Annotated in this window: 18 protein-coding genes and 1 pseudogene; 8 read left to right on the forward strand and 11 right to left on the reverse strand. The window is 56.8% G+C overall.

Annotation, left to right across the window (positions count from 1 at the left end; translation table 11 throughout):
• Positions 1-7 precede the first annotated feature (7 nt).
• Together DOM32_RS07755 and DOM32_RS07760 are read left to right on the forward strand one after the other, a co-directional pair.
• Positions 8-3,556, forward strand: coding sequence for an O-linked N-acetylglucosamine transferase family protein (locus tag DOM32_RS07755; protein ID WP_208625337.1), 3,549 nt, complete (start codon positions 8-10; stop codon positions 3,554-3,556).
• The gene (locus DOM32_RS07760) at positions 3,553-4,557 is read left to right on the forward strand and encodes a glycosyltransferase family 2 protein (RefSeq protein WP_110632921.1); all 1,005 of its coding nucleotides are present in this window, start codon (positions 3,553-3,555) and stop codon (positions 4,555-4,557) included. The genes DOM32_RS07755 and DOM32_RS07760 overlap by 4 nt, the downstream gene beginning before the upstream one ends.
• A gap of 176 nt (positions 4,558-4,733) precedes the next feature.
• Here the strand turns inward: DOM32_RS07760 and DOM32_RS18425 are convergent, their stop codons facing one another.
• The 6 genes and pseudogenes from DOM32_RS18425 to rfbB form a co-directional block, all read right to left on the reverse strand.
• Positions 4,734-5,111 carry a hypothetical protein gene (locus DOM32_RS18425; protein WP_157957036.1) on the reverse strand — a complete coding sequence of 126 codons (378 nt, stop codon included), beginning with the start codon at positions 5,109-5,111 and terminating at the stop codon, positions 4,734-4,736.
• Between the two features lie 82 nt (positions 5,112-5,193).
• Positions 5,194-5,961, reverse strand: a complete 768-nt coding sequence (locus DOM32_RS17735; RefSeq protein WP_157957037.1) for a class I SAM-dependent methyltransferase — start codon at positions 5,959-5,961, stop codon at positions 5,194-5,196.
• Positions 5,961-7,073 (reverse strand): hypothetical protein, encoded by a 1,113-nt coding sequence (locus DOM32_RS17740; RefSeq protein ID WP_157957038.1) that lies wholly within the window; start codon positions 7,071-7,073, stop codon positions 5,961-5,963. Before DOM32_RS17740 ends, DOM32_RS17735 begins: the two co-directional genes overlap by 1 nt.
• A 91-nt stretch (positions 7,074-7,164) precedes the next feature.
• Entirely contained in the window at positions 7,165-8,283 is a 1,119-nt protein-coding gene (locus DOM32_RS07765) for a DegT/DnrJ/EryC1/StrS family aminotransferase (protein ID WP_110632924.1), read from the reverse strand.
• A 130-nt stretch (positions 8,284-8,413) separates the two neighbouring features.
• Positions 8,414-8,713 (reverse strand): annotated as a pseudogene (locus DOM32_RS07770) (sugar phosphate nucleotidyltransferase); the annotation flags it as partial.
• Positions 8,710-9,777: a dTDP-glucose 4,6-dehydratase gene (rfbB, locus tag DOM32_RS07775; protein ID WP_110632927.1), complete on the reverse strand. Its 1,068-nt coding sequence runs from the start codon at positions 9,775-9,777 to the stop codon at positions 8,710-8,712. The gene rfbB and the pseudogene DOM32_RS07770, both read right to left, overlap by 4 nt.
• Before the next feature lie 205 nt (positions 9,778-9,982).
• On the opposite strand from rfbB, the gene DOM32_RS18235 reads away from it, so the two are divergent.
• The 5 genes from DOM32_RS18235 to DOM32_RS07800 all read left to right on the forward strand — a co-directional run bounded on the left by DOM32_RS18235 (position 9,983) and on the right by DOM32_RS07800 (position 15,708).
• On the forward strand, positions 9,983-11,959 hold the full coding sequence (locus tag DOM32_RS18235) for a flagellin N-terminal helical domain-containing protein (RefSeq protein WP_110632930.1): 1,977 nt from the start codon (positions 9,983-9,985) through the stop codon (positions 11,957-11,959).
• 166 nt (positions 11,960-12,125) lie between these two features.
• Positions 12,126-12,362, forward strand: coding sequence for a hypothetical protein (locus tag DOM32_RS07785; RefSeq protein WP_157957039.1), 237 nt, complete (start codon positions 12,126-12,128; stop codon positions 12,360-12,362).
• 399 nt (positions 12,363-12,761) lie between these two features.
• The gene (locus DOM32_RS07790) at positions 12,762-13,154 is read left to right on the forward strand and encodes a flagellar protein FlaG (RefSeq protein ID WP_244179851.1); all 393 of its coding nucleotides are present in this window, start codon (positions 12,762-12,764) and stop codon (positions 13,152-13,154) included.
• Between the two features lie 310 nt (positions 13,155-13,464).
• A complete protein-coding gene (locus DOM32_RS07795; RefSeq protein WP_110632936.1) occupies positions 13,465-13,740 on the forward strand; it encodes a hypothetical protein in 276 nt (91 codons plus the stop codon).
• Between the two features lie 129 nt (positions 13,741-13,869).
• Positions 13,870-15,708 (forward strand): SulP family inorganic anion transporter, encoded by a 1,839-nt coding sequence (locus DOM32_RS07800; RefSeq protein ID WP_110632939.1) that lies wholly within the window; start codon positions 13,870-13,872, stop codon positions 15,706-15,708.
• Here DOM32_RS07800 and DOM32_RS07805 read toward each other — a convergent pair.
• Complete coding sequence (locus tag DOM32_RS07805; protein WP_110632943.1) at positions 15,697-16,905, reverse strand: AGE family epimerase/isomerase; 1,209 nt, start codon at positions 16,903-16,905, stop codon at positions 15,697-15,699. The genes DOM32_RS07800 and DOM32_RS07805 overlap by 12 nt on opposite strands.
• 309 nt (positions 16,906-17,214) lie before the next feature.
• Between DOM32_RS07805 and csiR the strand changes: the two genes are divergently transcribed.
• Positions 17,215-17,916: a DNA-binding transcriptional regulator CsiR gene (gene csiR, locus DOM32_RS07810; protein ID WP_420876616.1), complete on the forward strand. Its 702-nt coding sequence runs from the start codon at positions 17,215-17,217 to the stop codon at positions 17,914-17,916.
• A gap of 69 nt (positions 17,917-17,985) precedes the next feature.
• On the opposite strand, the gene DOM32_RS07815 is transcribed toward csiR, so the two are convergent.
• From DOM32_RS07815 to cydD, 4 genes are all read right to left on the reverse strand, one after another.
• The gene (locus tag DOM32_RS07815; RefSeq protein WP_110632946.1) at positions 17,986-19,239 is read right to left on the reverse strand and encodes a CaiB/BaiF CoA transferase family protein; all 1,254 of its coding nucleotides are present in this window, start codon (positions 19,237-19,239) and stop codon (positions 17,986-17,988) included.
• Between the two features lie 5 nt (positions 19,240-19,244).
• The gene (locus tag DOM32_RS07820; RefSeq protein WP_110632950.1) at positions 19,245-20,423 is read right to left on the reverse strand and encodes an acyl-CoA dehydrogenase; all 1,179 of its coding nucleotides are present in this window, start codon (positions 20,421-20,423) and stop codon (positions 19,245-19,247) included.
• 234 nt (positions 20,424-20,657) lie between these two features.
• Complete coding sequence (cydC, locus tag DOM32_RS07825; protein ID WP_110632953.1) at positions 20,658-22,334, reverse strand: thiol reductant ABC exporter subunit CydC; 1,677 nt, start codon at positions 22,332-22,334, stop codon at positions 20,658-20,660.
• The gene (gene cydD / locus DOM32_RS07830) at positions 22,331-24,013 is read right to left on the reverse strand and encodes a thiol reductant ABC exporter subunit CydD (protein WP_244179852.1); all 1,683 of its coding nucleotides are present in this window, start codon (positions 24,011-24,013) and stop codon (positions 22,331-22,333) included. The genes cydC and cydD overlap by 4 nt, the downstream gene beginning before the upstream one ends.
• Positions 24,014-24,029 lie beyond the last annotated feature (16 nt).

The raw sequence follows: 24,029 nt of genomic DNA on the forward strand, positions 1-24,029 counted from the left end.
GCGATTCATGGATCTCTATCGCCAAGGAAAGTACAAGCTCGCCGGAGAAGAGGCCGAGCGTTTGGTTGAGAAGTACCCCGAGGATGTTTTTGCGTGGAAAGCGTTGGGCAATTGCCAACTGCAAACTGGGCATCTTGCTCGCGCCAAAGATACGCTGGAGATAGCCTACGAGATCGCGCCGGAAGACCCTCTACTCCTCACGGCTTTGTCACGAGCGTGTTTCATGATAGGAGAAAAAGACCGAGCGCATAGACTGCAGGCACAAAGTATTGAGCTCGACCCTAGGAATGCGAGGGCTCATTTCAATATGGCTGAGATGCTCTATCAGATGGGAGCGTATTCAAAGGCAGAGAATTATTTATCAGACGCTGAGGAATTGGGGCATCCTATAGAAGAAATTCTGCCGATCCGGAGCATCATTTTATCACTTAACTTCCGGTTCCAAGAAGGGCTAGATGCATTAAATCAGCTGAAAGCATTGAAGCCGCAAAACCCGTCAGTACTCAATACTCTCGGCAACTATCACAAGGACATGGCGGACTTCAAAAATGCCGAGTGGTATTATCGTGAAGCCCAGCGCCTCAGCCCGGGCTATTCGCAAGCCTACTCCAACGAAGTCCTCACTCTACATTATGATCCACAGGCTTCAGCAGAGAGCATCCTACAAAAATCCCGCGAGTGGACCGAGCTTTTCACTCCGCCGCACGTCTTCGAGCATACCCGGACGGACTTGTTTGAAAATCGAACGATCAAGGTAGGGCTGGTTTCCGGCAACCTGCGAGCTCACCCGGTCGGCTGGATGATCAGTAGCGCGCTCGAGCACCTCCCGAAAGATATCGAGCTACATGCCTATACTGATAGCGAATCGGACGATCCGATTGCCGAAAGCATCAGAAAGGTGTGCCACTGGAAGCCCGTCTATCACCTGGATCACCAGCAACTCGCGGCGAAGATCGCCGAGGACGGCATCGATATCCTGATCGACCTGGCTGGGCATGGAGGACACAGCCGTCTCCCGACCATGGACATGAAGCCTGCCCCGATCATCGTCAAATGGGTCGGCATGCAGATTAGCAGCATGGGGACTCCTGCGTTCGACTACTTCCTGAGCGACAGTATCGAAACCCCTGTCGGTGTAGACGACCAATACACGGAAAAGCTCATCCGCCTACCCGATGACTACGTCTGCTATCAGCCTCCGTCCTACAAGCCATCGATAACCTCCCTGCCGGCGCTCAAGAATGGCCATGTGACTTTCGGCTGTTTCAATAACCCTGCCAAGGTAAACGATACCTTGCTGAAAGAGTGGGCCGAGCTGCTCAAGCTGCTCCCGCAAAGCCGCCTGTTCCTGAAAGGTGGTCAGTACAGCAGTCCTGACGTATGCGAACGCATCCTGAATACGCTCGAGAGCCAAGGCATAGCCCGCGATAGAGTGCTACTGGAAGGGCCGTCGAGACACCAGCAACTTCTCGAGAGCTACAACAGAGTCGATATCGCGCTCGACACATGGCCCTACTCCGGCGGCCTGACCACTTGCGAAGCCCTGTTGATGGGTGTGCCCGTTGTCACGCTGCCCGGCCCAACCTTTGCCGGGCGACACTCCGCGACGCACCTGACCAACGCGGGCATGCAGGAGCTGGTCGTCAGCAGTTGGGATGAATACCGGCAGCGTGCCATCGAGCTGGCCGCCGACTTGCCCAGCCTGGCCGTGATTCGTGCCTCGTTGCGAACTTATCTAGAGCAGTCTCCGATTTGCGATGCGCCACGCTTCGGCCGATTCCTACACAAGGCTCTGCGCGGCATATGGACGCGCCACTGCCAAGGAAGCGCACCTACTGCTTTAACATTCAATCAGTCAGGACAGGCATGGTTCGAGGGAGAGAAACAATCTTTTCGGCTGCCAAAGCCCCTGCGCCATCCCGCCGAACTCGACGAGGATCTCGGTTCACCAATCACCATTCTCGATAATGGCGGGATCTTGGTCTCGCGAAGCGATGTCGATTTGCTGCCCGACAGTGGACAAATCGTCGCTCTGCTGTTCGATCCCGCTTCGCGGCTACTGGGACATTCACGCCTGCTGGAGAACCAGGCAATTCAGTACTTTCCTCAGGTAACCCTGGGGGATGGATCACCAACCGTGCTGTATCAGGATGATGATGAAGCCGGGGGCATCACTGCGCCCAACGTCTCGCCTATCGGTGATATCGAAAACTTGACTATCCCCAGCATCGCGCTGGACAGCATCGAAGGCCTCGAGAGTTTTGACATTCTAGCCCTGGATGCAAGCTTCGATGTCGATGCCATACTGACAAACGGCAGCCGGACGCTCTCTGAAACCTTGGTAGTCTTGGTCAAACTCGATCTCACAGATCCACGACAAAAGGACCCCATCCGTCTGACCGAGATAATGAGATCTTGCGGGCTTACATTACATCGAACGCTCAACCTGATGTCTTCCAGACCGACATCATCTGATCGTGATCGGTTTTCCGAAAATCTCACGTCCATGGAATTGATCTTCATCCCCTCGGCGTCTAGAAGAAACACATTCGAGGAAGGCGCAAGGACAAAGCTATCATGGAGCCTGCGCCAGCTAATTCACACGCAAGTGCCTTCAGATCTGCTTGAGGCATCTCCGGAAGATGATCGTCAGTCCTTCACCAATGCCCTCGAAGTGCTTAACCGCAAGGCACCTCAGATCAAACCATCCGCGCCGGTCACCCACTGGCAGCAAGTCATCAAGTCGATGATAGCGGTCAATCAGCCCAAGGAGTCTAGACAGCATGGCCTGAAAGGCGAATTGATTGTCTCGCTGACCTCCTACCCCCGCCGCTACGATTATCTGCCGGTGGCACTTGAGAGCCTTCTTTCCCAGACCGTCAAGCCGGATCGCATCATTCTATGGATCGCGGAACAGGATCGCTCGGCACTAAGCAAAGATATCCTTGCATTCGAAAAACAAAGCCTGGATATCAGATTCTGCCGAGACATAAGGTCCTACAAAAAGATCATTCCGGCTCTGGAACAATTCCCCAATGCCTACATTGTCACGGCTGACGACGACACATATTACTCGACGTACTGGCTGGAAGAACTGGTTTCCGCGCATAAAAGCTCAGGAAAGATACCCGGACATCGCCTGCACCGAATAGTACTATCAGCTTCAGGTGAACCACTTCCCTACAACCGGTGGCAACGTGAAATACGAAAGGATTTACGACCCCATCCATTGAACTTTCCCACCGGCATAGGGGGCGTGTTGTATCCGCCGAACAGTTTTCATTCTGATGTAACGAACGATGAACTATTCATGTCGCTTTGCCCGACGGCAGACGACATGTGGCTCTACTTCATGGCACGCTTGGCGGGCAAGGAATTTCATCCAGCAACCGACTCGGTCAGAATCCTGGAACTCCCCGGTAGCCTGGAAATGAGCTTATTCTCCGAAAACTACAACGGCGGCAACGACAAACAGATGAAGGCACTGCTCGATCACTACGGCCAGCAACTTTTCAACTCAAAGCTGAACGCTAAAAAGAGCGGAAAAATCTCATGACGACAGAACAGCAACACGGCTCAAGCCTGGCCCCTCCGCAGGAAGTCATCATGGCCAATTGGGAACCAGTCGATATACAAGTGACGGTCGTCGTACCGACGTTCAATCATGCCCCCTATCTAGATCAGGCCATGAAAGGAATCCTTGGCCAGAAGACGAGTTTTCCCTTCAAGGTTGTAGTGTACGACGATGCATCGACAGACGGCACTAGCGATATCGTCAAAGGTTACCAGCAGCGCTATCCAGAGATAGTGGACGCCTATATCGCGTCTTTTAACCATTATTCCCAAGATATTCCTCGGACAGAGCACTTTTCACTGCTGCGCGGTGAATACATCGCCTATTGCGAAGGCGACGATTACTGGATAAATGAAGATAAACTGCAAATCCAGTTTGATCTTCTAGAGCGGTACGATGTCAACCTATGCGTCCACCCTGCGATAATATATTTCGAGGAATCAGGGCGAACCGATCTTTTTTGCAGCTACGGTGACAAACTCTCATTGCTTTCACCGCAGCTAACTTACAAATTAAAAAACCAATTTGCACCCACTGCTTCGTATTTTCTCAGGCAAAGCTGCCATGCATCACTGCAACAATTCATGGAAGAGAGAAGACCTGGCTATGGTGATTTTTTTATTGAAGCCCTTTGTGGAGAAAAACCTTACCTCTACACGCCTGAAGTTATGTCAGTTTATCGACGTGGCCATATCGGCTCATATAGCGCGAACACATCAAGAAACCAGACAGAAGAATTGCAAAGAGATTTTGACAACAGCATTCATAATCTCAACCTGCTTCACAAGTTTATCATGACTAATGAAAACCTACTGGAAGAACGGCGCCTAAATATCGAAAAAGACTTTTGCCAAAAAATGCTATCTTTACATGGACCAATTGCTCAACTCCACCAAAGGCTGGAAACGATTAACCGCTCACTTGGCACCATACAAGTTGATGAATACATTAGCCCACTAAAAAAACCTCATGCACCAAATTAATTAAGAACACAAAGCAGAACATCAATTTCATTATTCAAGGGCAGTAGCGAATCTTATAGACCAGCTACTGCCAATCAATTGCATCAGAGCAACCAGACAGCACTTAACGCCTCAGGCTCCTTGCCATAACCCTTCCAAAAAAGAGCTATCTAACTTCCGTCTTTATTAGCTCGCTTCTAAACTAAAAGTGCTTTAAAATGATTGCCTCCATAGCTGCACAGATTAGAGAGTTCTTTTATCAGAAAAACAGAATAAACGATGACAACTCCATCAAATGATGGCCCCCCAAGCGTAAAGCCGCCGTAGTCATGGGAATGTTCAATTGCAAGACTACGGCTGCTGAAGTGGATCGCCAGTATGGCCTCACTGTCTCTGAGATCGAGAGCTGGATTGACCAGGTCCAGCGCAGCATGGAGACGGCTCCAAAGCCCGTCCCAAGAACATCCGTAAGCAGTATGAATCAGAGATCTCATAGGCATTGATTCATCGAAAGCGTCAAAGACAAATTCAGGGACGCTGTCTCGACCAGCATCAGCCCTGTCAAGAGGAAGCATTCAACGAAATCAGACAATAGAAAGCACCACACATAACACAGAAGCTCCTAACACTGGTAGCGGCCAAGTTAACACCGGCCAACTATGAAATATTTTGCTGGACTTTAGACTTTAGAATAAAAATCGGTCGGTTTAAAAACTCGCCTAGAGAGTCATCACGAGCAATATTTTCATTACTGCAATCTCTATAAACAACTTTATTATTTACTTTTTCTGCAACACCAATTTTTTCAACCTCCCAAAATTCTTCTACCCCGGCTTTAATAAAACCAATCATCTCTGACTTTAAACCTAACTCAAAGAGAGGAGAACTTCTTTCACCTTTCCAGCAGAATCCCATCTGGAAAACCAAATATTGAGAGCACTTAGACAAACTATTCAAATTAGACAACATTAATTTCTTAGCCTTGGATATATCTGACTTAGGGTCACCATAATCGTCGCCAAAATGATGTACGACATTCATCAGATATGACACGTCATACCGTTTTTTCAAACTCTGATCAAAATCATAATAATTATTAAAAATATTGATGCGTTCTTCTAGCTCCAAGTATCGGCCAGCTACTGATACAAATTCAGCGTGAGCCGAATCTCCTTCGACATAATCAACATGCCTAGCACCAAGACTAAGGCTTTCAAATGAAAAATATCCAGTATTGCCACCGATATCCAGGACTACAGCTTTCTCCAACGGAACATTTTCAGCAATAAAACTCAACCTTTCCCTATCAAACTTCGTCGTTTTAGGCAACTCCCCTAACAACGCTCCAAGTGCGGTTGGCAGCGCTTGATACTGCGAATGTTTACTTGCAAGCATATATAGAGTTTTAAGGTTTTTTACATACATCACAGCAATTCCTTTAAAAAAATCCCAACGGAATCTTTCCGAGAGTAAATATCAAACTTCATCCAATCATTAACTTCAAACATCTTTTCAGATTGACCTGTAGCGCACCTAACAGGAAACTTATTTTCTCGAAGAGTTTGACATAAACCACCAAACCAAAAGTATTTTTTTTGCTTACAGGCATAATCCCGCGGCTTATAAAAACTATATGCACCACACCAATCCTGTATGAATGCCTCAAAAAAACCTACATTATTATCCACCAAAAGCTGAGAAGGTCCCCAAAGTCTAGGGTTAGCCTCAATCATATAACAACCTGACTCGTTCAATTTAACTTCTACCATAACCAATCCTTGGAAACCCAGATCCAATAACATTTTTTCGTAAATTTTTGAATATTCGCTCATATGAAAGGTTGATGGCTCTGCCGCTAAAATTGATTTACCATCTGGTTGCTGGAGAATGTTTTTCTGGGAAAATTTCAAAACCTGACCACGAGCAAAGTAGTAGAGAAGATAAACACTCTCTCCTATCAAATATTCCTGAAAATAAAAACTATCTAAATTGTAATTATCAAAAAACTCTTTCCTTTTTTCTTCTGAGTTTACAAGGACGGGAGAAATTGGCTTTGCCGATAAAGATTCACGATATGTCCTCGGCTTAGCAACAAAAGTCGACCCCAACTTATATACAGACATTTCCTTGGGAACTTCAATATTAAACGACCGGCATATCTGCGAAAAGGACTCTTTGTCAGATAATGACTCATAAAGAATCCTATCTACTAAAGGAATAATATATCCAAGCTCTTCCAGCTCCCCCCTATTTTGAAGTAAAAATCGATTCAGGTACTCTGAGGTGGGCAGTAAGACTATCTTACAAAGCCCATCTTGTCGTAAAACGGCCTCCCTTATTCCTCTCATAAGTTCTATATCTAAGCCCTTATGACGCCTACGATATATAATCCTATCCAAGTAAGTCGTTGTATTTATCGGATCATCATCACCACAAGAAACAATACGGAAATTTACTTTGCTTTTCGCTGCACATCTCAGGAAGGCAATAGCAGCCCGCTGGTTAAAACCGGTAAAAATCAACAAAATTTTTTTCATATAAAACCTAAGCCAACGCGACTTAAAAAAGCCCAGCCACTATCAAAAGCAGAACCAAGATGTTCGGTATCAGCAAAATCAAAGTGGCACCTTAGACCTTAGCTTCAATTTTCCGATCTATCTGTGACAGAACACAGTCTATGATTGAGCGTTGCGAAAAGTGATCCAGATCGCTATACAAGGGTAGACAAAGAATACGGCTTGCAATATTTTCTGAAACTTCGCAATCATTTTCCACATCCATAAAAATACTTTTGTTAATAGATGGATAAAAGTAACGTCTGGCAAAAATTGCTTTAGACTGAAGAGATGTCTGTACCAATTCAAGCTCATGTGAATCACTAAGCAGTATAGGGAAGTATGAGCAATTATTGCTACAGTTAACATTTTTTTTCTGGGTTACCAACTTATCAGCCAGCTTTGATTCGTAATTTGACCACACTTTGCTTCTAAGACCCAAATTCTCCTCCAACTCATCTAAAACAGAGAGTCCCATAGCAGCCTGAAACTCGTTCATCTTAGCGTTAATTCCAAGGCAATCAATATTTTCCGGCCCCGTTATACCAAAATTAATCATTTTTCGAGCCGCTTCATAGTGCTTGCGCTCTTTAAAAACAATGGCTCCACCTTCAATAGAGTGAAAAAGCTTCGTAGCATGGAAGCTCAAAGTTGCGGCATCTCCATATTTGAGAATGCTATCCCCTTTATAAGTCACTCCAAAGGAGTGAGCACCATCATATACAACCTTCAAATTATTACGCAGAGCAATCTCATTTATCTTCTCTATATAGCAAGCATTGCCAAACACATGAGTGGGCACAATAGCCCTTGTTGCAGGAGTTATCGCCGATTCAATATTAGCCGGATCAAGGCACCATGTCGCCGAATCAATATCCACGAAAACTGGCTCGACGCCTTCCCATTTCAATGAGCTAGCCGTTGCCACAAATGTGAAAGGCGTCGTGATCGCCTCTACCCGTTCATAATGGGCGCGTTCGGAGATACCGAGCGCCCGATAAGCGATTTGCAGAGCAAGCGTACCGTTCGAGACCAATAGCAGGTTTTCTACGCCCAGATACGTTTCCAGTCTGGCAGTCAGTTCCTGCACCAGCTGGCCGTTATTGGTGAGCCATTGGCGTTCGTAGATACCGTCTATATATTTATCCAGCCGTTCACGGGCTGGCAGATAAGGGCGAGTATAGGGAATCATAAGGTAGACAGGCTCCGTAAATAACGACCGTAACCGTTCTTGGAAAATTGTCTGGCGGCTTCCAAGAGCTGCTCTTCATGCAGCCAGCCGTTACGCCATGCGATCTCCTCCAGACAGGCAATTTGATAGCTATGAACTTTTCACCGATCAGAAATGCCTGTGCCAGCCCATCCGGGCTGGCCTGGACCGCATAGCTCAGTTCGACACCGAAGCGATCGCCCTCCCCCAACAGGCGTTTGAAGCTCTCCTGATCCTGGGGCGTGGTAATGATGAGGATCTCTCGAATCCCTGCCAGCATGAGAACCGAAAGCGGGTAGTAGATCATCGGCTTGTCGTAGATCGGCAGCAGCTGTTTGGAAACCCCCATGGTGATGGGGTGCAGCCGGCTACCGGTGCCTCCGGCCAGCACAATGCCCTTGTAGCCCTTCATGCCGATACTCCGAGACGACCCGCAGCGTTTTGCTCGAGCGTCGATGCGCCGGACCAATGTCGATTGGCGAGATACCAGGCCACTGTCTTTCTCAGTCCGTGTTCGAAACTTTCCCGTGGCTGCCATCCCAGCTCTCGCCGGATCTTGCTGGCATCGATGGCATAGCGCTCGTCATGTCCGGGACGGTCGGTCACGAATCGAATGAGAGAGTCGTAGGTATCGACTCCATGGGGCTTGTCGGGGGCGAGCTGCTCCAAGAGGGCACAGATCGCCCTTACGACATCGAGATTGGTCAGCTCGTTACCGCCACCTACGTTATAGGTTTCCCCGACCACGCCCCGCGTGACGATAGTCGTCAACGCGTGAGCGTGATCTTCGACGTACAGCCAGTCCCGGATCTGCTGGCCACTGCCATAGACAGGCATCGGCCGACCGTGCAGCGCAGAGAGAATCATCAACGGGATGAGCTTCTCCGGGTACTGATAGGGACCGTAGTTGTTGGAGCAGTTGGAGACGATGACCGGCAACCCGTAGGTGCGATACCAGGCCCTGACGAGATGGTCCGCGCCGGCCTTGCTGGCTGAGTACGGCGAACTGGGCGCATAGGCGGAACCCTCATCGAAGCGCGCCTGCCGATCCTCGCCAAGATCACCGAAGACTTCGTCAGTGGAAACATGATGAAAGCGGAAGCTCTGACGTCGTACACCGCTCAACCCACGCCAGTAGTGGCGCACGACCTCCAGCAGCGTTGCTGTGCCCAGCATGTTGGCATGGACGAACGGCATCGGATCGTCAATGGAACGGTCGACATGGGTTTCTGCCGCCAGGTGCATGACGGCATCCGGTTCATGCCGCTCGAAAACCGCTTCCAGCGCGGGGCGATCGGTGATATCGACTTTTTCGAAGCGATACCGCGCTTGGCCGTGGTGAGCGAGTGACGCTTCCGGATGCGCCGCATAGCCCAGCTTGTCGATATTGACGACCGAGTGCGATGTCTCCGCGAGAAGATGCCGAACCAGCGCGCTACCGATGAAGCCCGCTCCGCCAGTCACTAATATTTTCATCAGGCGTGGCTACCGCATGGAAAGTATTGCGGACCATGATGTGCGAGAAACCGCCACGTCATTCTCTCGAATAGAAGCTACTGCGACCGCCTATTTGGCAGGAGCAAGCCGGGCCGGCTCGTGAAGCTACTGTGCGCTAAAGAACACCGCCGCGCGGCCGATAAAGTCAGAACGCCTCCCTATTTTCCCGGAGCTGGTTCTCGCCATGTCGGTCATCAATACCAATCTTCTTGCCCTCAGGGCCCAGCAGAATCAAGGGCGAGCTTCGAATGGGCTTTCTACCTCGCTAGAGCGTCTGGCTTCTGGCCTGCGCGTCAACGGTGCCAAGGATGATGCCGCTGGGCAGGCGATCGGTAACCGCATGACGTCCCAAGTCAAGGGCCAGCAGCAGGCGATGCGCAATGCCAACGACGGTGTGTCACTGTCGCAGACGGCTCAGGATGCCTTGAGCGAAGTGAACGATCGTCTTCAGCGCATTCGTGAGCTAACGGTTCAAGGGTTGAGCGACACCTTGAGCGTGGCCGACCACGATGCGGTGCAAGCCGAGATCAACCTCAATCTGAAAGAAATCGATCGCCTCGCGCAGCAGTCGAATTTCAATGGTTTATCGCTCCTGGATGGCTCGGCTGGCAACGTCCAGCTTCAGGTTGGTGCCAATGATGACGAGACGCTGGGTGTCGACCTCTCTCCGCCGGGTTTCAGCGTGGATGAACTGGGGCTGACCGACTTCACCGTCTATGGCGTCGAGGGAAATCCGCAGCCTCTCGACACCTTGATGGGTACCGCTCGCAATATGGAGCTGAAGCCAGCAGCTGATGCCCAGGTCTCGACTGATCTGACTTTCCTCATCAATGGGTCATCAGTAGACACCAGCACTACCGACCTTGTCCGAAACGATAGCCGCGAGTTCGAGGGGCTTTACCTGACTCGCGTGGAAGACGGTGCACCCGCTTATTATTATTACAACCGGCTGGATGCGACACATTATACCGCCGAGAACCATAACGACATCACTATTGGAGGTGGCACATCGCTGTTCGAGGACCAGGCTCGTGTTAGCTTCGATGCGTCTCGAGCCACGTTCCTTGATGCCGACGACACTTCGACTTCGGGTACATTAGTCGAGTCCAACGACAACTATTATTTGCAGACCATGGATGGCGACGGGAATGCGTTATATCAACTCGCAACCGTTACCATGAACCCCGACGGATCTTCCGTCGTGAAGGCTCAGAATAATACGATTTATAGCGACCGAGGCGCAGATGGTGATGAGCCGCTTCCTGTTGCCGAAGGCAGTCTAACCGCTGTAGAGCACATCGTGATTCCTGATAGCGCAACTATCAATTATGGCAGTGATGTCGATACCAGTGGCGGCACGCGGCTATTGGAGAAAAACACTTTCCTGCCAGGTGGACAAGGTCTCTACATCGAAACCTCGAGCGGCGGTGAGTATCAGTATCGACAGGCGGAAGTCTCCGTTATCGCAAGCAGCAAGAGCAATATCAACGTCGACGCGAGCTACGATGCGGGCAGCTCGGCAGCCACCTTCGATGTAGTCGACACGGTCGATGGGAAGTCAGTCATTACGCTTGATCCTTCGAACGTTCAGGTGGACTACCAGACATCGCAGAACACCTACGATGACGTACTCAGTACCGATGAGGACGGCTACGTCATGAATCTCGAGCAAAATGACGACGGTACCTATACTCAAGCAACGCTCGTTAACGACGACTTGAACTTCGGTACACTAATTCGCACCGAGAGCGGTAGTGGTGATCTCGTCATCTATCATCAGATGTCTTTCTCCGCCGTGACAGACGCCAGCCTGGAACAAACTGGCGGCGCAGTTCGCACCCAAATTGTCTTGACCCAAAGTGATGAAGATTTACGTATCAAGACGCCGAAAGACCCGCTTGCAACCCTGGACCGCGCCATTGCTCGCGTCGACGACAAGCGCAGCCTGCTGGGCGCAACAGAAAATCGCCTAGGTAGCGCTATCGATAACCTTGGTGCCAATACCCTCAATCTCAGCGAAGCCCGCTCTCGGATCATGGACGCCGACTATGCGACAGAAGTCTCCAACATGACTCGTGAGCAGATCCTGCAGCAGGCTGGCACCTCGGTTCTGGCCCAGGCCAACCAGGTTCCGCAAGGCATTCTGTCTCTACTGCAGTGATTCGCCAGGCGAAGTTTAATTAGCACTCAAAGGCCGGCGCGAGCCGCCCTTTTGTCTTCTGCTCTCGACTGCCGATCAAACGACAAAACACTTCTTTAATCAGGCCAATGGCTGGCGCTTCTGCATGGTTTCATGCGCCCAAACTCGCCGTTTCCAGGTAGCATCAATGACAATAGAAGACTACGAATTCGTGTTGGCAGAGCTGCAGCGGCTCGTCGACGATGCCAAGTCGCTGATGACGAAATTCGAAGCCACGGGATCGAACCAGCAAATGCCGGGTGAATACCACACGCTGCATGAACTCTATGCCCGGGCGGTGAAGGCTCAAAAGCGTTATACCTATGAGGCATTGGATCTCATCGAATCCGACACTTCAGCATTGGAAAATTTTAATTTTAATTAAATCACATCAATTCCAATAAACAGTACGCACCTGCCGATTCAGCGCTCTATCCTCTTTTTATATGCGCTAGGCCTCCTTCCTCACTTCAGAATTCCTCTTTACTGTCGATAACTCTAGGAATCAGTGTCGTCAGCCTTCCAGGCTTCGCCGGCTGGGCAGATTATCGCTGGCTCACCCGTCTCTGAGCCGGCACGCGAGGGGTGATGGCAAACTGCATCGGCACGCTCGAAGGTATCAATAGTGCTGGTTTGCAGGCGATTGACGATGGCGAAGTCGCTTCCCGACGGGTGGTTCGAATAAGCCGCCGGTATCAGGGGAAGCCGGTGCCATCATGTATGGCGTTCATAGCATCAGCGCGGTATTCCGACATTCTGGTTTGATCCTTCGAGGAAGATAGTCATGCCTAACCCCGTCGATATGGCGACACTCCATCTGAACCTGTCATCGAACAGCTCATCCCAGCAGCGGCTCGACATTCTGCTCAACGACACGGAGCGAATGCCGAAGCCGACGCTCGAACAGCATGGCGATTCCCCTGTTGCCGATTCAGCGTCTGTCTTCAGCGGCCAGCTGGCCGACCGGGTCGATGAGCTCAACGAAGTCATGCGGCAGTATGGCCTGCGCTTCGAGCTGAGCGAGTTCGACAGCCGTGTCATCACCAAGGTGGTGGACAAGGAGACCGGTGATGTCATCCGGCAGATTCCGGCGGAGGAGGTGTTGCGGATTGCCGAGGCGTTTTCCGGCCATTTTTCCGGAGATCTGGGAAGAGGGTTGGTCGACGCTTCGGCATGACCGCGCTGCCCTTCTTCAAACGCCCGCCGGCCAGGCTTCCATTGCTCTGGCGTCTCGATGCCTGGGTAGCGTTTCATGCGCGGTGCGTCTCATGTGTGGTGCGTCAGAAGCGCACAAGTTTCCGCAGAACAGACCGATATTCGCTGGCATACGGCGCTCATCTTGCAGCGCCTAGCCTGCCCTGACCCAAACGGCCATTTCAAGTATGCCTATTTTGCAAGACCACTCCCCACTGAGCACTGACGGCAAGCTATTCGCCCGAGACCTCGTTCACGATCTGATTCCCAAACTCAAGACGACGCAAAATCTCGTGAACGATACGCTTCGCGTTAGAGTTGCAAAGGCTGGCAATGACGACGAACGCAGCCACTACCAGCTTCTGCAGCAGGAGTTCGAGCTGGAAATCATGATGATCAACATGAACCTGGAACATCTGCTGCAACGCTACGCTCAGGAAATCCGGGATGTCGCCGAATCTTACGGCAGCCTGACCGGCCCCATGCTGGAACTGGATCGACATGAACGCTTTGCCATCGATAGCGCCAGGAAACTCTATGAGCGGGCGCGGGCCATCCAGACCGCCTGACGGCGCGTGGAGCGCGGCCGACCGGCCCCCCTTCTGCGGCTTGATGCGTCCGACTTGCATGCGCCAGCCTTGAAGCGCACCATTTATCGTTTCGAACGATAAGCTTATGCAAGGGAGTTACATAGCACGATGAGCCTTTGGCGCCGACTGAGGGGAACCGATACCCGAGAGCAGATCCATTTCCGTGCCCGTCTGGCACGTTATTTTCCGATCATCAGTTGGGCGCCCTATTACAACCGCCATCTCCTCAACGAGGATCTGGTGGCATCCCTCATCGTCACGCTGATGGTGATCCCTCAGGCGCTGGCCTATGCCATTCTCGCCGGGCTGCCGGCGATTACCGGCCTCTACGCCAGCATGCTGCCACTGATTCTCTACTCGATCTTCGGGACTAGCCGGACGTTGGCCGTGGGGCCGATGGCGATCGTTTCGCTGATGACGGCCGCCGCGCTCTCGCCGCTGTTCGCCAGCGGTACGGCGGCTTACAGCCAGGCCGCGACGACGCTTGCCATGCTGTCGGGTCTGGTGCTGGCCGTCATGGGCCTGCTGAAGCTCGGTTTCTTCGCCAATTTCCTCAGTCACCCGGTGGTTTCCGGCCTGCTCACGGCTTCCGGCGTGCTGATCGCCGCCAGCCAGTTCGCCAGTCTGATCGGCGTCGGCGGTTCGGGGTTCACGCTGATCGATCAGTTGGCCCATCTGTTGACCCACCTGAACGATGTCCATTGGCCGACTCTGATACTGGGCGCCTCGGCGCTGGTGTTCCTGCTGCTCATGCGCCGGGCCGGCCCCGTGTTGCGGAAGATGGGGCTGCGTGCCGGCGTGGCGACGTTCATCGTGCGCCTGGGGCCGGTCATGGCGGTCGCGATCACGACGCTGATTTCCTGGTCGCTGGATCTGCCGGCGCTCGGGGTGGATGTCGTCGGCCACATCCCCGCTCACCTGCCGCCGCTGAGCCTGCCATCGTTCGATCCGGGCCTGCTGCGCGACCTGCTGCTGCCTGCGTTCCTGATCAGCGTGGTGGGGTTCATCGAGTCGGTCTCGCTGGCGCAGATGCTGGCGGCGCGCCGGCGCGAGCGCATCTCGCCGGATCAGGAGCTGGTGGGCCTCGGCACTGCCAACCTCGCGGCGGCCTTCACCTCCGGCATGCCGGTGACGGGCAGCCTGTCGCGCACGGTGATCAACTTCGATTCGGGCGCCCGCACGCCGGCCGCGGGGGCATTCGCGGCGCTGGGCGTCGGGTTGGTGATCCTGTTTCTGACCTCGCTGATCGCCTACCTGCCTATCGCGACTCTGGCGGCCAGCATCATCGTTTCGGCGATGACGCTGGTCGACCTGCCCGGCCTGAAGCGGACCTGGCACTATTCCCGCAGCGACTTCGCCGCGATGCTGATCACGATCGTGCTGACGTTCGTCGAGGGCGTGGAAGCCGGCGTCATGGCCGGTGTCGGCGTGTCGCTGGCGCTCTATCTCTATCGCACCAGCCGGCCGCACACGGCGGAAGTCGGCCGCCTGCCGGGCACGGAGCATTTCCGCAACATCCAGCGCCACGAGGCGGAAGTCGACGACGAGATCGCCCTGCTGCGCGTCGACGAAAGCCTCTACTTCGCCAACGCCCGCTATCTCGAGGATACCGTCTACGGCCTGCTGGCCGATCGCGCCAACCTGAAGCATCTGGTGCTGATCTGCTCGGCGGTGAACCTGATCGATGCCTCGGCGCTGGAAAGTCTGGAGGCGATCAATGCCCGCCTGAAGGATTCGCAGGTCACGCTGCATCTGGCGGAGGTGAAAGGGCCGGTCATGGATAGACTCAGCAAGAGCGACTTCCTGGAGCACCTGACCGGGGAGTCCTACCTCAGCACCTTTTCGGCCTGGACCAACATCCGCCATCGGCTCGACGATGAACGGGCCGCGCTTCTGGCGTCGAAAGCGTCGTCCACCGAAGCGGTCTCCGACACGTCAGACCGATGACGCTGCCTGCCGCTCGCCGTGCTGGCGACGCATGATCGGCAAAATATCGCAACAGGCGCCGAGGGTCTGGTGGTCGGTCTTGGGCGCCGGGCTCTTCTCTCTGGAATAGCGACGGTTGTCCGGCGTCAGGATCCGATACCAGGCGCCGTGCTCGTGATCGATCATGTGCTGCCAGCAGTAATTGGCGATCTTGTCGTACCAGCGCCAGTAGCGGGCTTCGCCCGTCAGGTCGCCAAGCATCGCCGCGGCGACCAGGCTTTCGGCCTGCACCCAGTACACCTTGTCGCGATTGAGAAACTGGCGGTTGAAATTCACGCCGTAGACCAGCCCGTCGTATCGGGCATCCCACCCCTTCTCGACCGCTTCGATGAACAGACGCTTGGCGGTGGAAATCAACCAGCTCTCCCTCGGGCAATGGCGCGAAAGCACTACCATCAGCCTGGCCCAGGTGGTCTGATGCCCGATCTGGAACCCCCAGGGGCGAAACAGGTCGTCGGGCTGGTCGCGGTGGTAATCGAAATCAGGGTGCCAATCGCGGTCGTAATGCTCCCAGAGCCAGCCATCGCCCATCGGCGCGAGCTTGTGCCACAGCGTCCGCGCGATGGTCAGCGCCCGTTCCAGAAAGGCGGCATCCCCGGTCGCGTCGAAGGCGCAGATCAGCGCTTCGCAGTTGCGCAGGTTGGCGCTCTGGCCCCGGTAGCCGGTCAGCCGCCAATGGTCGTCCGCTTCGGCGGCGTACAATTGCCGATGGGGCTCGAAAAACCGCCGGGTCTGTAATGCATGCACGCGGTCGAGCCCGGCTCGGGCTTCGGTAACGCCTGCCTTCAGGGCCGTGGCGTAGGCCAGCATGACCGAGGCCAGACCGTAGCAGTGCTGGGTGGTGTCGTCGGGTTTGCCGTTGTCCAGCGTCCAGGCGTAGCCCTGGGTTCGGGTCTGGTAATGGCTCTCTTCCAGAAACTTCAGCCCGTGCCGCGCCCACGCCAGGTATTCGGGGTCGCCAGTGTGCATGGCGTAGCGGGCATAGAGGATCACGTAGCCGGCGCTGGAGACGAGATGCCGATGGTGGCGGTTGTAGAGATGCCCGTCGTCGGTGAGGTAATGATAAAACCCCGCCTGAGGGTCGATACAGCGCGGGTGATAGAACGCCATGATTCTGGCGATATGCTGCTCGATCTGGTGCGGTGTGGTCAGCGGCATGACGGATCTCTCTTCTATCGCAAACGCTTCTATCGCAAACGCTTCGTCGCGAACGTGCCTTGATCGGGCCTATTTCGTGATCGAGAACGACGCTTCGCCGCCAACGTCTCCCGATCGAGAACGACGCGAGCGTCTCTCACGACGAACCATTCGCCTAGCCGTGGCAACGTCGAAGTCTTCCTTGCCAGTCTGGTCGGCGGTCCGGCCCATCACAATGCGCCTCTCGTCGAGTGCCTTTTGTCTCGACATAGACGTCGATATTTTTATTCAATATCGACAGACCTGAATGACACACTGATCGATTCCGACATGGCCCAAGACATGACCGCGATTTCCGACCGTTCCCCCACCGCGCTCGATGTCTATCATCGCCTGAAGGCGGACATCATCCGCGGCCTCTACGCGCCGCAGGAAAAGCTGCTGATGAGCCGGCTCAAGGCCCGCTATGACACCGGTGTCGGCCCCTTGCGCGAGGCGTTGACGCGGCTGATCGGCGAACGCCTGGTCACCGGCATCAGCCAGCGGGGCTATCGGGTGGCGCCGATGTCGATTTCCGAGCTGGAAGCGATCTACGACGCGCGGGCGGAACTGGAAGGGTTGCTGATTCGGCTCGCCATCGAACGCGGCGATGACGAATGGGAAGCGACAGTGCTGGCACGTACCCATACCCTGGCCAAGGTTACCCGGGTGCAGGACGCCGACGAGATGCTCGAACGCTGGGATGCGCGCCATCAGGCACTGCACGATGCCATGGTGGCGGGGTGCGGCTGCCTGCCGCTGCTGCAGTCCCGCGCGGCACTATTCGATCAGGCCCAGCGCTATCGCCACCTGTGGCTGCGCCAGACCGTCTTTTCCGAGCAGGCGCTCGCCGAGAAGCAGCGCGAACATCAGGCGCTGCTGGACACGATCCTGGCTCGCGACGCCTCCGCTGCCAGTGTGCTGATGCGGGAACATCTGATGACGCCGGTGCCGATCATCCGGGAGCGGTTGCAGGAACAGGGCTGGGTTTAAACGTCTCTGGTTTTAAACGTCTCCGGGTTCAAGCGTTTCTGGATTCAAGCGGCCCGGAGCCCTTCCCGCTCAGCCAATCGCGCCGGTGCGACGCAGATCCGCCAATGCCTCGGCATCCAGCGCCAGCCAATCGCTCAGCACGCCCTCGGTGTGCTCGCCCAGGCGCGGCGGCGAATGCGGTGAGGTCATCCGCTGACCGTCCAGCGTGATCGGGTTGGCGACCAGCCGCGCAGGGTGTCCATCGCTCATGGTGCGCTCCACCACCATCTCCCGGTGGCGCACCTGCGGATCGTCGAACACCTGATCCAGCGTATTGATGGGGCCGCAAGGCACGCCGTGGGCTTCCAGCAGCGCGAGCCACTCGTCCCTCGGCCTGGCGATCAGGCGTTCGCTCAAGCGCGTGACGAGAAGCTCGCGGTGGGCGACCCGCTGGGCATTGGTGGCGAAGCGCGGGTCCGTCGCCCACTCGCTCTCGCCCAGCGCCTCGCAAAGATGCCGGAACTGGGTGTCGTTGCCCACGGTGACGATGAGGTGGCCATCCGACGCGGCAAAGGCCTGATACGGCACGATGTTGGGATGCGCGTTGCCCATGCGCTGCGGCGTCTGCCCGCTGGTCAGATAGTTGAGCGCCTGGTTGGCGAGCACGCCGACCTGAACGTCCAGCAGCGCCATGTCGATATAACCGCCCTCGCCGGTGGCATCCCGTCGGCGCAGCGCCGCGAGAATCGCGTTGGCGGCGTAGAGCCCGGTGAAGATATCGGTGATCGCGACGCCCACCTTCATCGGCTCGCCGCCGCGATCAACGGGTTCGCCGGTCAGGCTCATCAAACCGCCCATGCCCTGGATCAGGAAGTCGTAACCAGCGCGGCCGGCGTAGGGGCCGTCCTGACCGAAGCCGGTGATCGAACAGTAGACCAGCTCCGGCTTGAGCCTTTTGAGGCTGGCGTAATCGAGCCCGTAGGCGGCCAGCCCGCCAACCTTGAAGTTCTCGATCACCACGTCGGCCTTCGTTGCCAGTCGACGGACCAGCTCCTGCCCCTCGGCCGTCGAAAGATCGATGGCGACCGAGCGCTTGCCGCGGTTGGCGCTGAGGAAATAGGCGGAGGCTTTCGTCTGCTGCCCCGTGCCCGGCGTCGATTCCGGCTCTGCATCTTCCAGCCACGGCGGCCCCCAGGCGCGGGTGTCGTCGCCCTGCCCTGGCCTTTCGATCTTGACCACTTCGGCGCCGAGATCCGCCAGCTGCTGCGTACACCACGGGCCGGCCAGCACCCGCGAGAGATCCAGCACCTTGAGCCCGGCCAGCGGCTGGGTGACGTCGCTCATCGCGCTCACCCGAACGCCTGGATGCCGGTCTGGGCGCGGCCCAGGATCAGAGCGTGGACATCATGCGTGCCCTCGTAGGTGTTGACCGTCTCCAGGTTGATCATGTGGCGGATCACGCCAAATTCCAGCGAGATGCCGTTGCCGCCGTGCATGTCCCGCGCGACGCGGGCGATGTCGAGCGCCTTGCCGCAGTGATTGCGCTTGATCAGCGAGATCATCTCCGGCGTCGCCTGGCCATCGTCCAGCAGGCGGCCGACCCGCAGACAGGCCTGCAGGCCCAGGGCGATTTCGGTCTGCATGTCCGCCAGCTTGAGCTGGACCAGCTGAGTCGCTGCCAGCGGACGCCCGAATTGCTGGCGATCCAGCGTGTACTGACGCGCTGCATGCCAGCAGAATTCCGCCGCGCCCATGGTGCCCCAGCTAATGCCGTAGCGCGCCTTGTTGAGACACCCGAACGGTCCGCCCAGCCCGGAGGCGCCGGGCAACAATGCCTCTTCCGGCACGAAGACGTCATCCAGCACGATCTCGCCGGTCACCGAGGCCCGCAACGACGCCTTGGCCTGAATGGTCGGCGTCGAGAAGCCCTCGGCACCGCGCTCGACCACGAAGCCCTTGATCTTGCCCTCGTGGGCATCGGATTTGGCCCAGACCACGGCGATATCGGCGATGGGGCTATTGGTGATCCACATCTTCTGGCCGCTGAGACGGTAGCCGCCTTCGACCTTCTTCGCCCGGGTCTGCATGCTGCCGGGGTCGGAGCCCGCGTTGGGCTCGGTCAGGCCGAAGCAGCCCACCATCTCGCCGCTCGCCAGCTCGGGCAGATAGCGCTGCTTCTGCGCCTCGGTGCCGTAGGTCTCGATCGGATACATCACCAGCGAGGATTGCACGCTCATGGCGGAACGGTAGCCGGAGTCGACCCGCTCGACCTCTCTCGCGATCAGCCCGTAGGCGACGTGATTGGCGCCAGCGCCGCCATAGGTCTCGGCCACCGTCGCGCCCAGCAGGCCCAACCCGCCCATCTCGCGCAGGATTTCGCGATCGAAGTGATCCTTCTCGAAGGCCTTGAGCACCCGCGGCTGCAGGCGCTCCTGACAGTAGTCGCGCGCCAGTTGCTGAATCTGGCGCTCTTCGTCGCTGAGCTGCTGGTCAAACAGAAAAGGGTCGTCCCATTGGAAGGCGGACATGTCTTTGGCTCCTGGCACCGTCGATGCCGTTCTTGAGAAGCCACCACGATAGCGTCATTCATAACGTCGACACTATTGGCAAAATGTCTACGTTTTTAAGCATGACCAAGGAATAAGTAGACGCATAATCTATACAAAAGTAGATTTGGTGTTCACTTATGCCCCTCAGACCAGCTCCGGAATTCTTACTGTAAACGCAAAAACGCGCTGGTTTCGGTCGTCGAATAGCCGCTGCTAACCGAGGAGTTGTGCGCCATGTTGGCCCGGCACCAGCCGCCAGTAGCGATCGCAGCGGGGCAGTGCCGCTTCGTCGTGCCCCAGCAATAGCGTCGTGCGGCCGGACAGCCAGGCGTCCAGTGTCTTTGCGAGCGACGCGGCGGTGGCGGCGTCCAGGCCGCTCAAGGGTTCGTCCAGGATCACCAGCGGCGAGTCGCGCAGCATCACCCGCGCCAGTGCGACCCGGCGGGCCTGACCGCCGGAAAGCTGACGCCCCTGCTCGCCGACCCAGGTTTCCAGCCCTTCCGGCAGCGCCTCCGCCCAGGCCTTGAGCTCGACGCGCTCGAGCGCATCCCACAGCTGCGCATCGCTGGCGTCCGGATCGCCCATTCGCAGGTTGGCGGCCAGGGTGTCGTGGAACAGCTCGCTGCGCTGGGTGAGATAGCCGATTCTGGCTCTCAGCGAGTCGGGCGCGATCCCGGCAATATCCCGGTGATCGAATTCGACATGCCCACCCTGCGGGTCGAAGGCGCGCACGGCCAACTGCGCCAGCGTCGACTTGCCGATCCCCGAGGCGCCGATGATGCCGATACGCTGGCCGGGGGCGAGGGAAAGGTTCAGGCCGCTGAACACGAATCGCGCCCCGTGGGCGACCTCGACGTTTCGATAGTCCAGCGACGGCGCCGCGCCGCCCGAGGTCAAGCGCTCGCCGGTCAATGGCGTCTTCAGTTCGGCCTGAGCGTTGAGGCGCTCCGCCGCTCTCACCGTCGCGCCCAGTTGCGTGAACGCCATCGGCAGGTTGCCCAGCCCCTCGCTCACCGCGAGCGTTCCCAGCGCCAGCATCACCATGACCGGGCCGCTCACCTGGCCGCTACGAAAGGCCTCGAGCCCCAGCAGCAGCACGGCCAGCGTGGCCAGTTGGATTCCCACGGTGACGACGAGATTGCCCGTGGCCGTGCGCTGGCCGAGTCGGCGCTGATCGTCGAGCAGCGCCCGCTCTTCGCGATGCCAGAGCTCACGGTGGGCATCCAGCGCCCGGTAGCTGGTCAGTTCCGCCAGACCTTCGACCTGCTCGATGGCGCGGACACGCAATTGCTCCTGACGATCGACCCGGCGATGACTGGCTTGCCAGCCCCACCAGGCGCAGCCGGCGGTGGCAACCAGCCCCAGCGGCAACAGAATGGCTAGCAGGACGATTCCCGCGATGGGCAGAAACGCCGCCGCGAAGGCCGCGAACGCCAGGATGCTGATTAGCGCGACCAGCGGCGGCGCCAGCAGGCGCAGGTAGAGGTTGTCGAGGGTGTCGATATCCGCCGTCAGCCGGTTGAGCCACTGGGAAGCGCGTGCCCGTGCCAGCGTGCGCGCATCCAGGGTGACCAGCCTCGCGAACACGCGCCCGCGCAGATCGGCCAGCAGCCGCAATATCGTATCGTGATTGTAGAGCCGCTCCAGATAGCGACTGACCGTGCGCGAGACGGCGAAGAATCGAATCCCGCCCCCCGGCGTGAACACGTCCAGATAGCCCGAGGCGCTAACCGCCGCGATTGCCGTGGCGGTAATGAACCAGCCGGAGAGCGACAGCAGCCCCAATGCGCTGAGCAGCGTGGCGAGCATCAGCAGCGCCCCCAGCAGCAAGCGCCCGCGACGCTCGACCAGGACGCCGAGCCAGGGTCGCAGGGATAGCAGTGCTTTCATGAGTTCGTCTCCCGCGCATCGGCCGAGCGCTCGATCCGTGACAACCGGCCTTGTTCGATCGCGAAGACCCGACCGGCCATCGCCATGATCGCTGGATGGTGGGTGGCGACGATCAGGGTCCGCCCGCTCGCCGCCAGTTGCGTCAGCCCCGCGATCACGTGCTGTTCGGTTTCCGGGTCCAGCGCCGCCGTCGGCTCGTCCAGCAGCACCAGCCTGGCCTGGGAGAGAAACACCCGGGCCAGCGCCAGCCGCTGCCCTTCGCCACCGGAAAGCCCGACACCGCGTTCGCCCAGCGGCGTCTCGAGCCCGCTTGATGCCGATGCCAACCACTGGCCCAGCCCGGCCTGCGTCAAGGCGCTGCGCAATGCCTCGTCACTGGCATCGGGTGCGACCAGCCGCAGATTTTCGGCCAGCGTGCCCTGGATGATCAGCGGACGCTGATCCAGCCAGGCGATGGCAGGATCGCGGCGTACCTCGACCTCCCCCGCGCTCGGCGCGATGAACCCGGCGATCAGCTGCAGCAGACTGGATTTGCCGCTGCCGGATGGACCGATCAGCGCTACCACTTCGCCCGAATCGACACGCAGCGACAGCGGCCCGAGAATTCGCTCGCGCCCCGCATGGCGCAGTTCGACGTTCACGAGCTCGACAGCACTAGAAATGAGTTCACGGCTGGCCGTCTCGTCGGATCGGGCGCTTTCCGCAGGTGCGGTTTCTTCTTCTGCATCCGGTTCGAGCAGTGCCACCAGCCCTTCGGCAGCCCCCAGGGCGGAGGCGCGATCGTGGTAGTGCTGAGAGAGCGTGCGCAGCGGCTGGAAGAACTCCGGCGCCAGCAGCAGGATGAACAGCCCGCTGAACAGATCGAGCTGCTCGGCCGGCCCGTACTGAATGTAGCCCAGCAGACCGAGACCGATGTAGATGGCCACGACGGCCACCGACACGGCAGCGAAGAATTCGAGCACCGCCGATGACAGAAACGCCACTCGCAGCGTCTTGAGGCTGCGCCGGCGATAGTCGTGGGCGACCTCGCTGACCTCTTCGACGCTGCGCTCGGCGAGCCCGAAGAGCTGAAGGGTCGCGATCCCCCGGACCCGATCGAGGAAATGACCGGAAAGCCGGGTGACCGCCTGGAACTGCGCTTCGTTGAGACGCTGGGCGCCCATGCCGATCAGCGCCATGAACAGCGGAATCAAGGGGGCGGCGATCAACAGCCAGATCGCCGCCAGCCAGTTGAGCCAGAACACCACGACGAGATAGATCAGTGGAATCAGCGCTGCCAACACCATCTGAGGCAGGAAGCGGGAGTAGTAGCCTTCCAGCGACTCGACCTGATCCACCAGTTGACTGGCCAGCCCCGCGCTATGGCGGGAAGCCAGGCGCACCGGCCCCAGTTGTTGTAGGCGCACCAGCAGGCGCGCCCTTACCTGCTGCTTGACCCGCAGGCCGCAAGCCTGACCGCAGACTTCCTGCCCCCATTGCGCCAGGGCACGGGCGGCAATGGCGATCACGATCAGCGCGACGCCGATGGCGACATCGTCCAGCGTGGCCTGGTTCGACACGACATCATCGACGACCCAGGCCAGTGCGCCCATCTGGATCAGGGTGGCGAGGCCCGCCAGCAGACCGCAGCCGACGGCGCCTCGATACCATGGCCGGACGCCGGCCGCTTGCTGCTTCAACCACTCTCTCGAAACG

Origin of the sequence: Salinicola salarius (assembly GCF_003206135.1) — a bacterium.
Taxonomy (GTDB): Bacteria; Pseudomonadota; Gammaproteobacteria; order Pseudomonadales; family Halomonadaceae; genus Salinicola; species Salinicola salarius.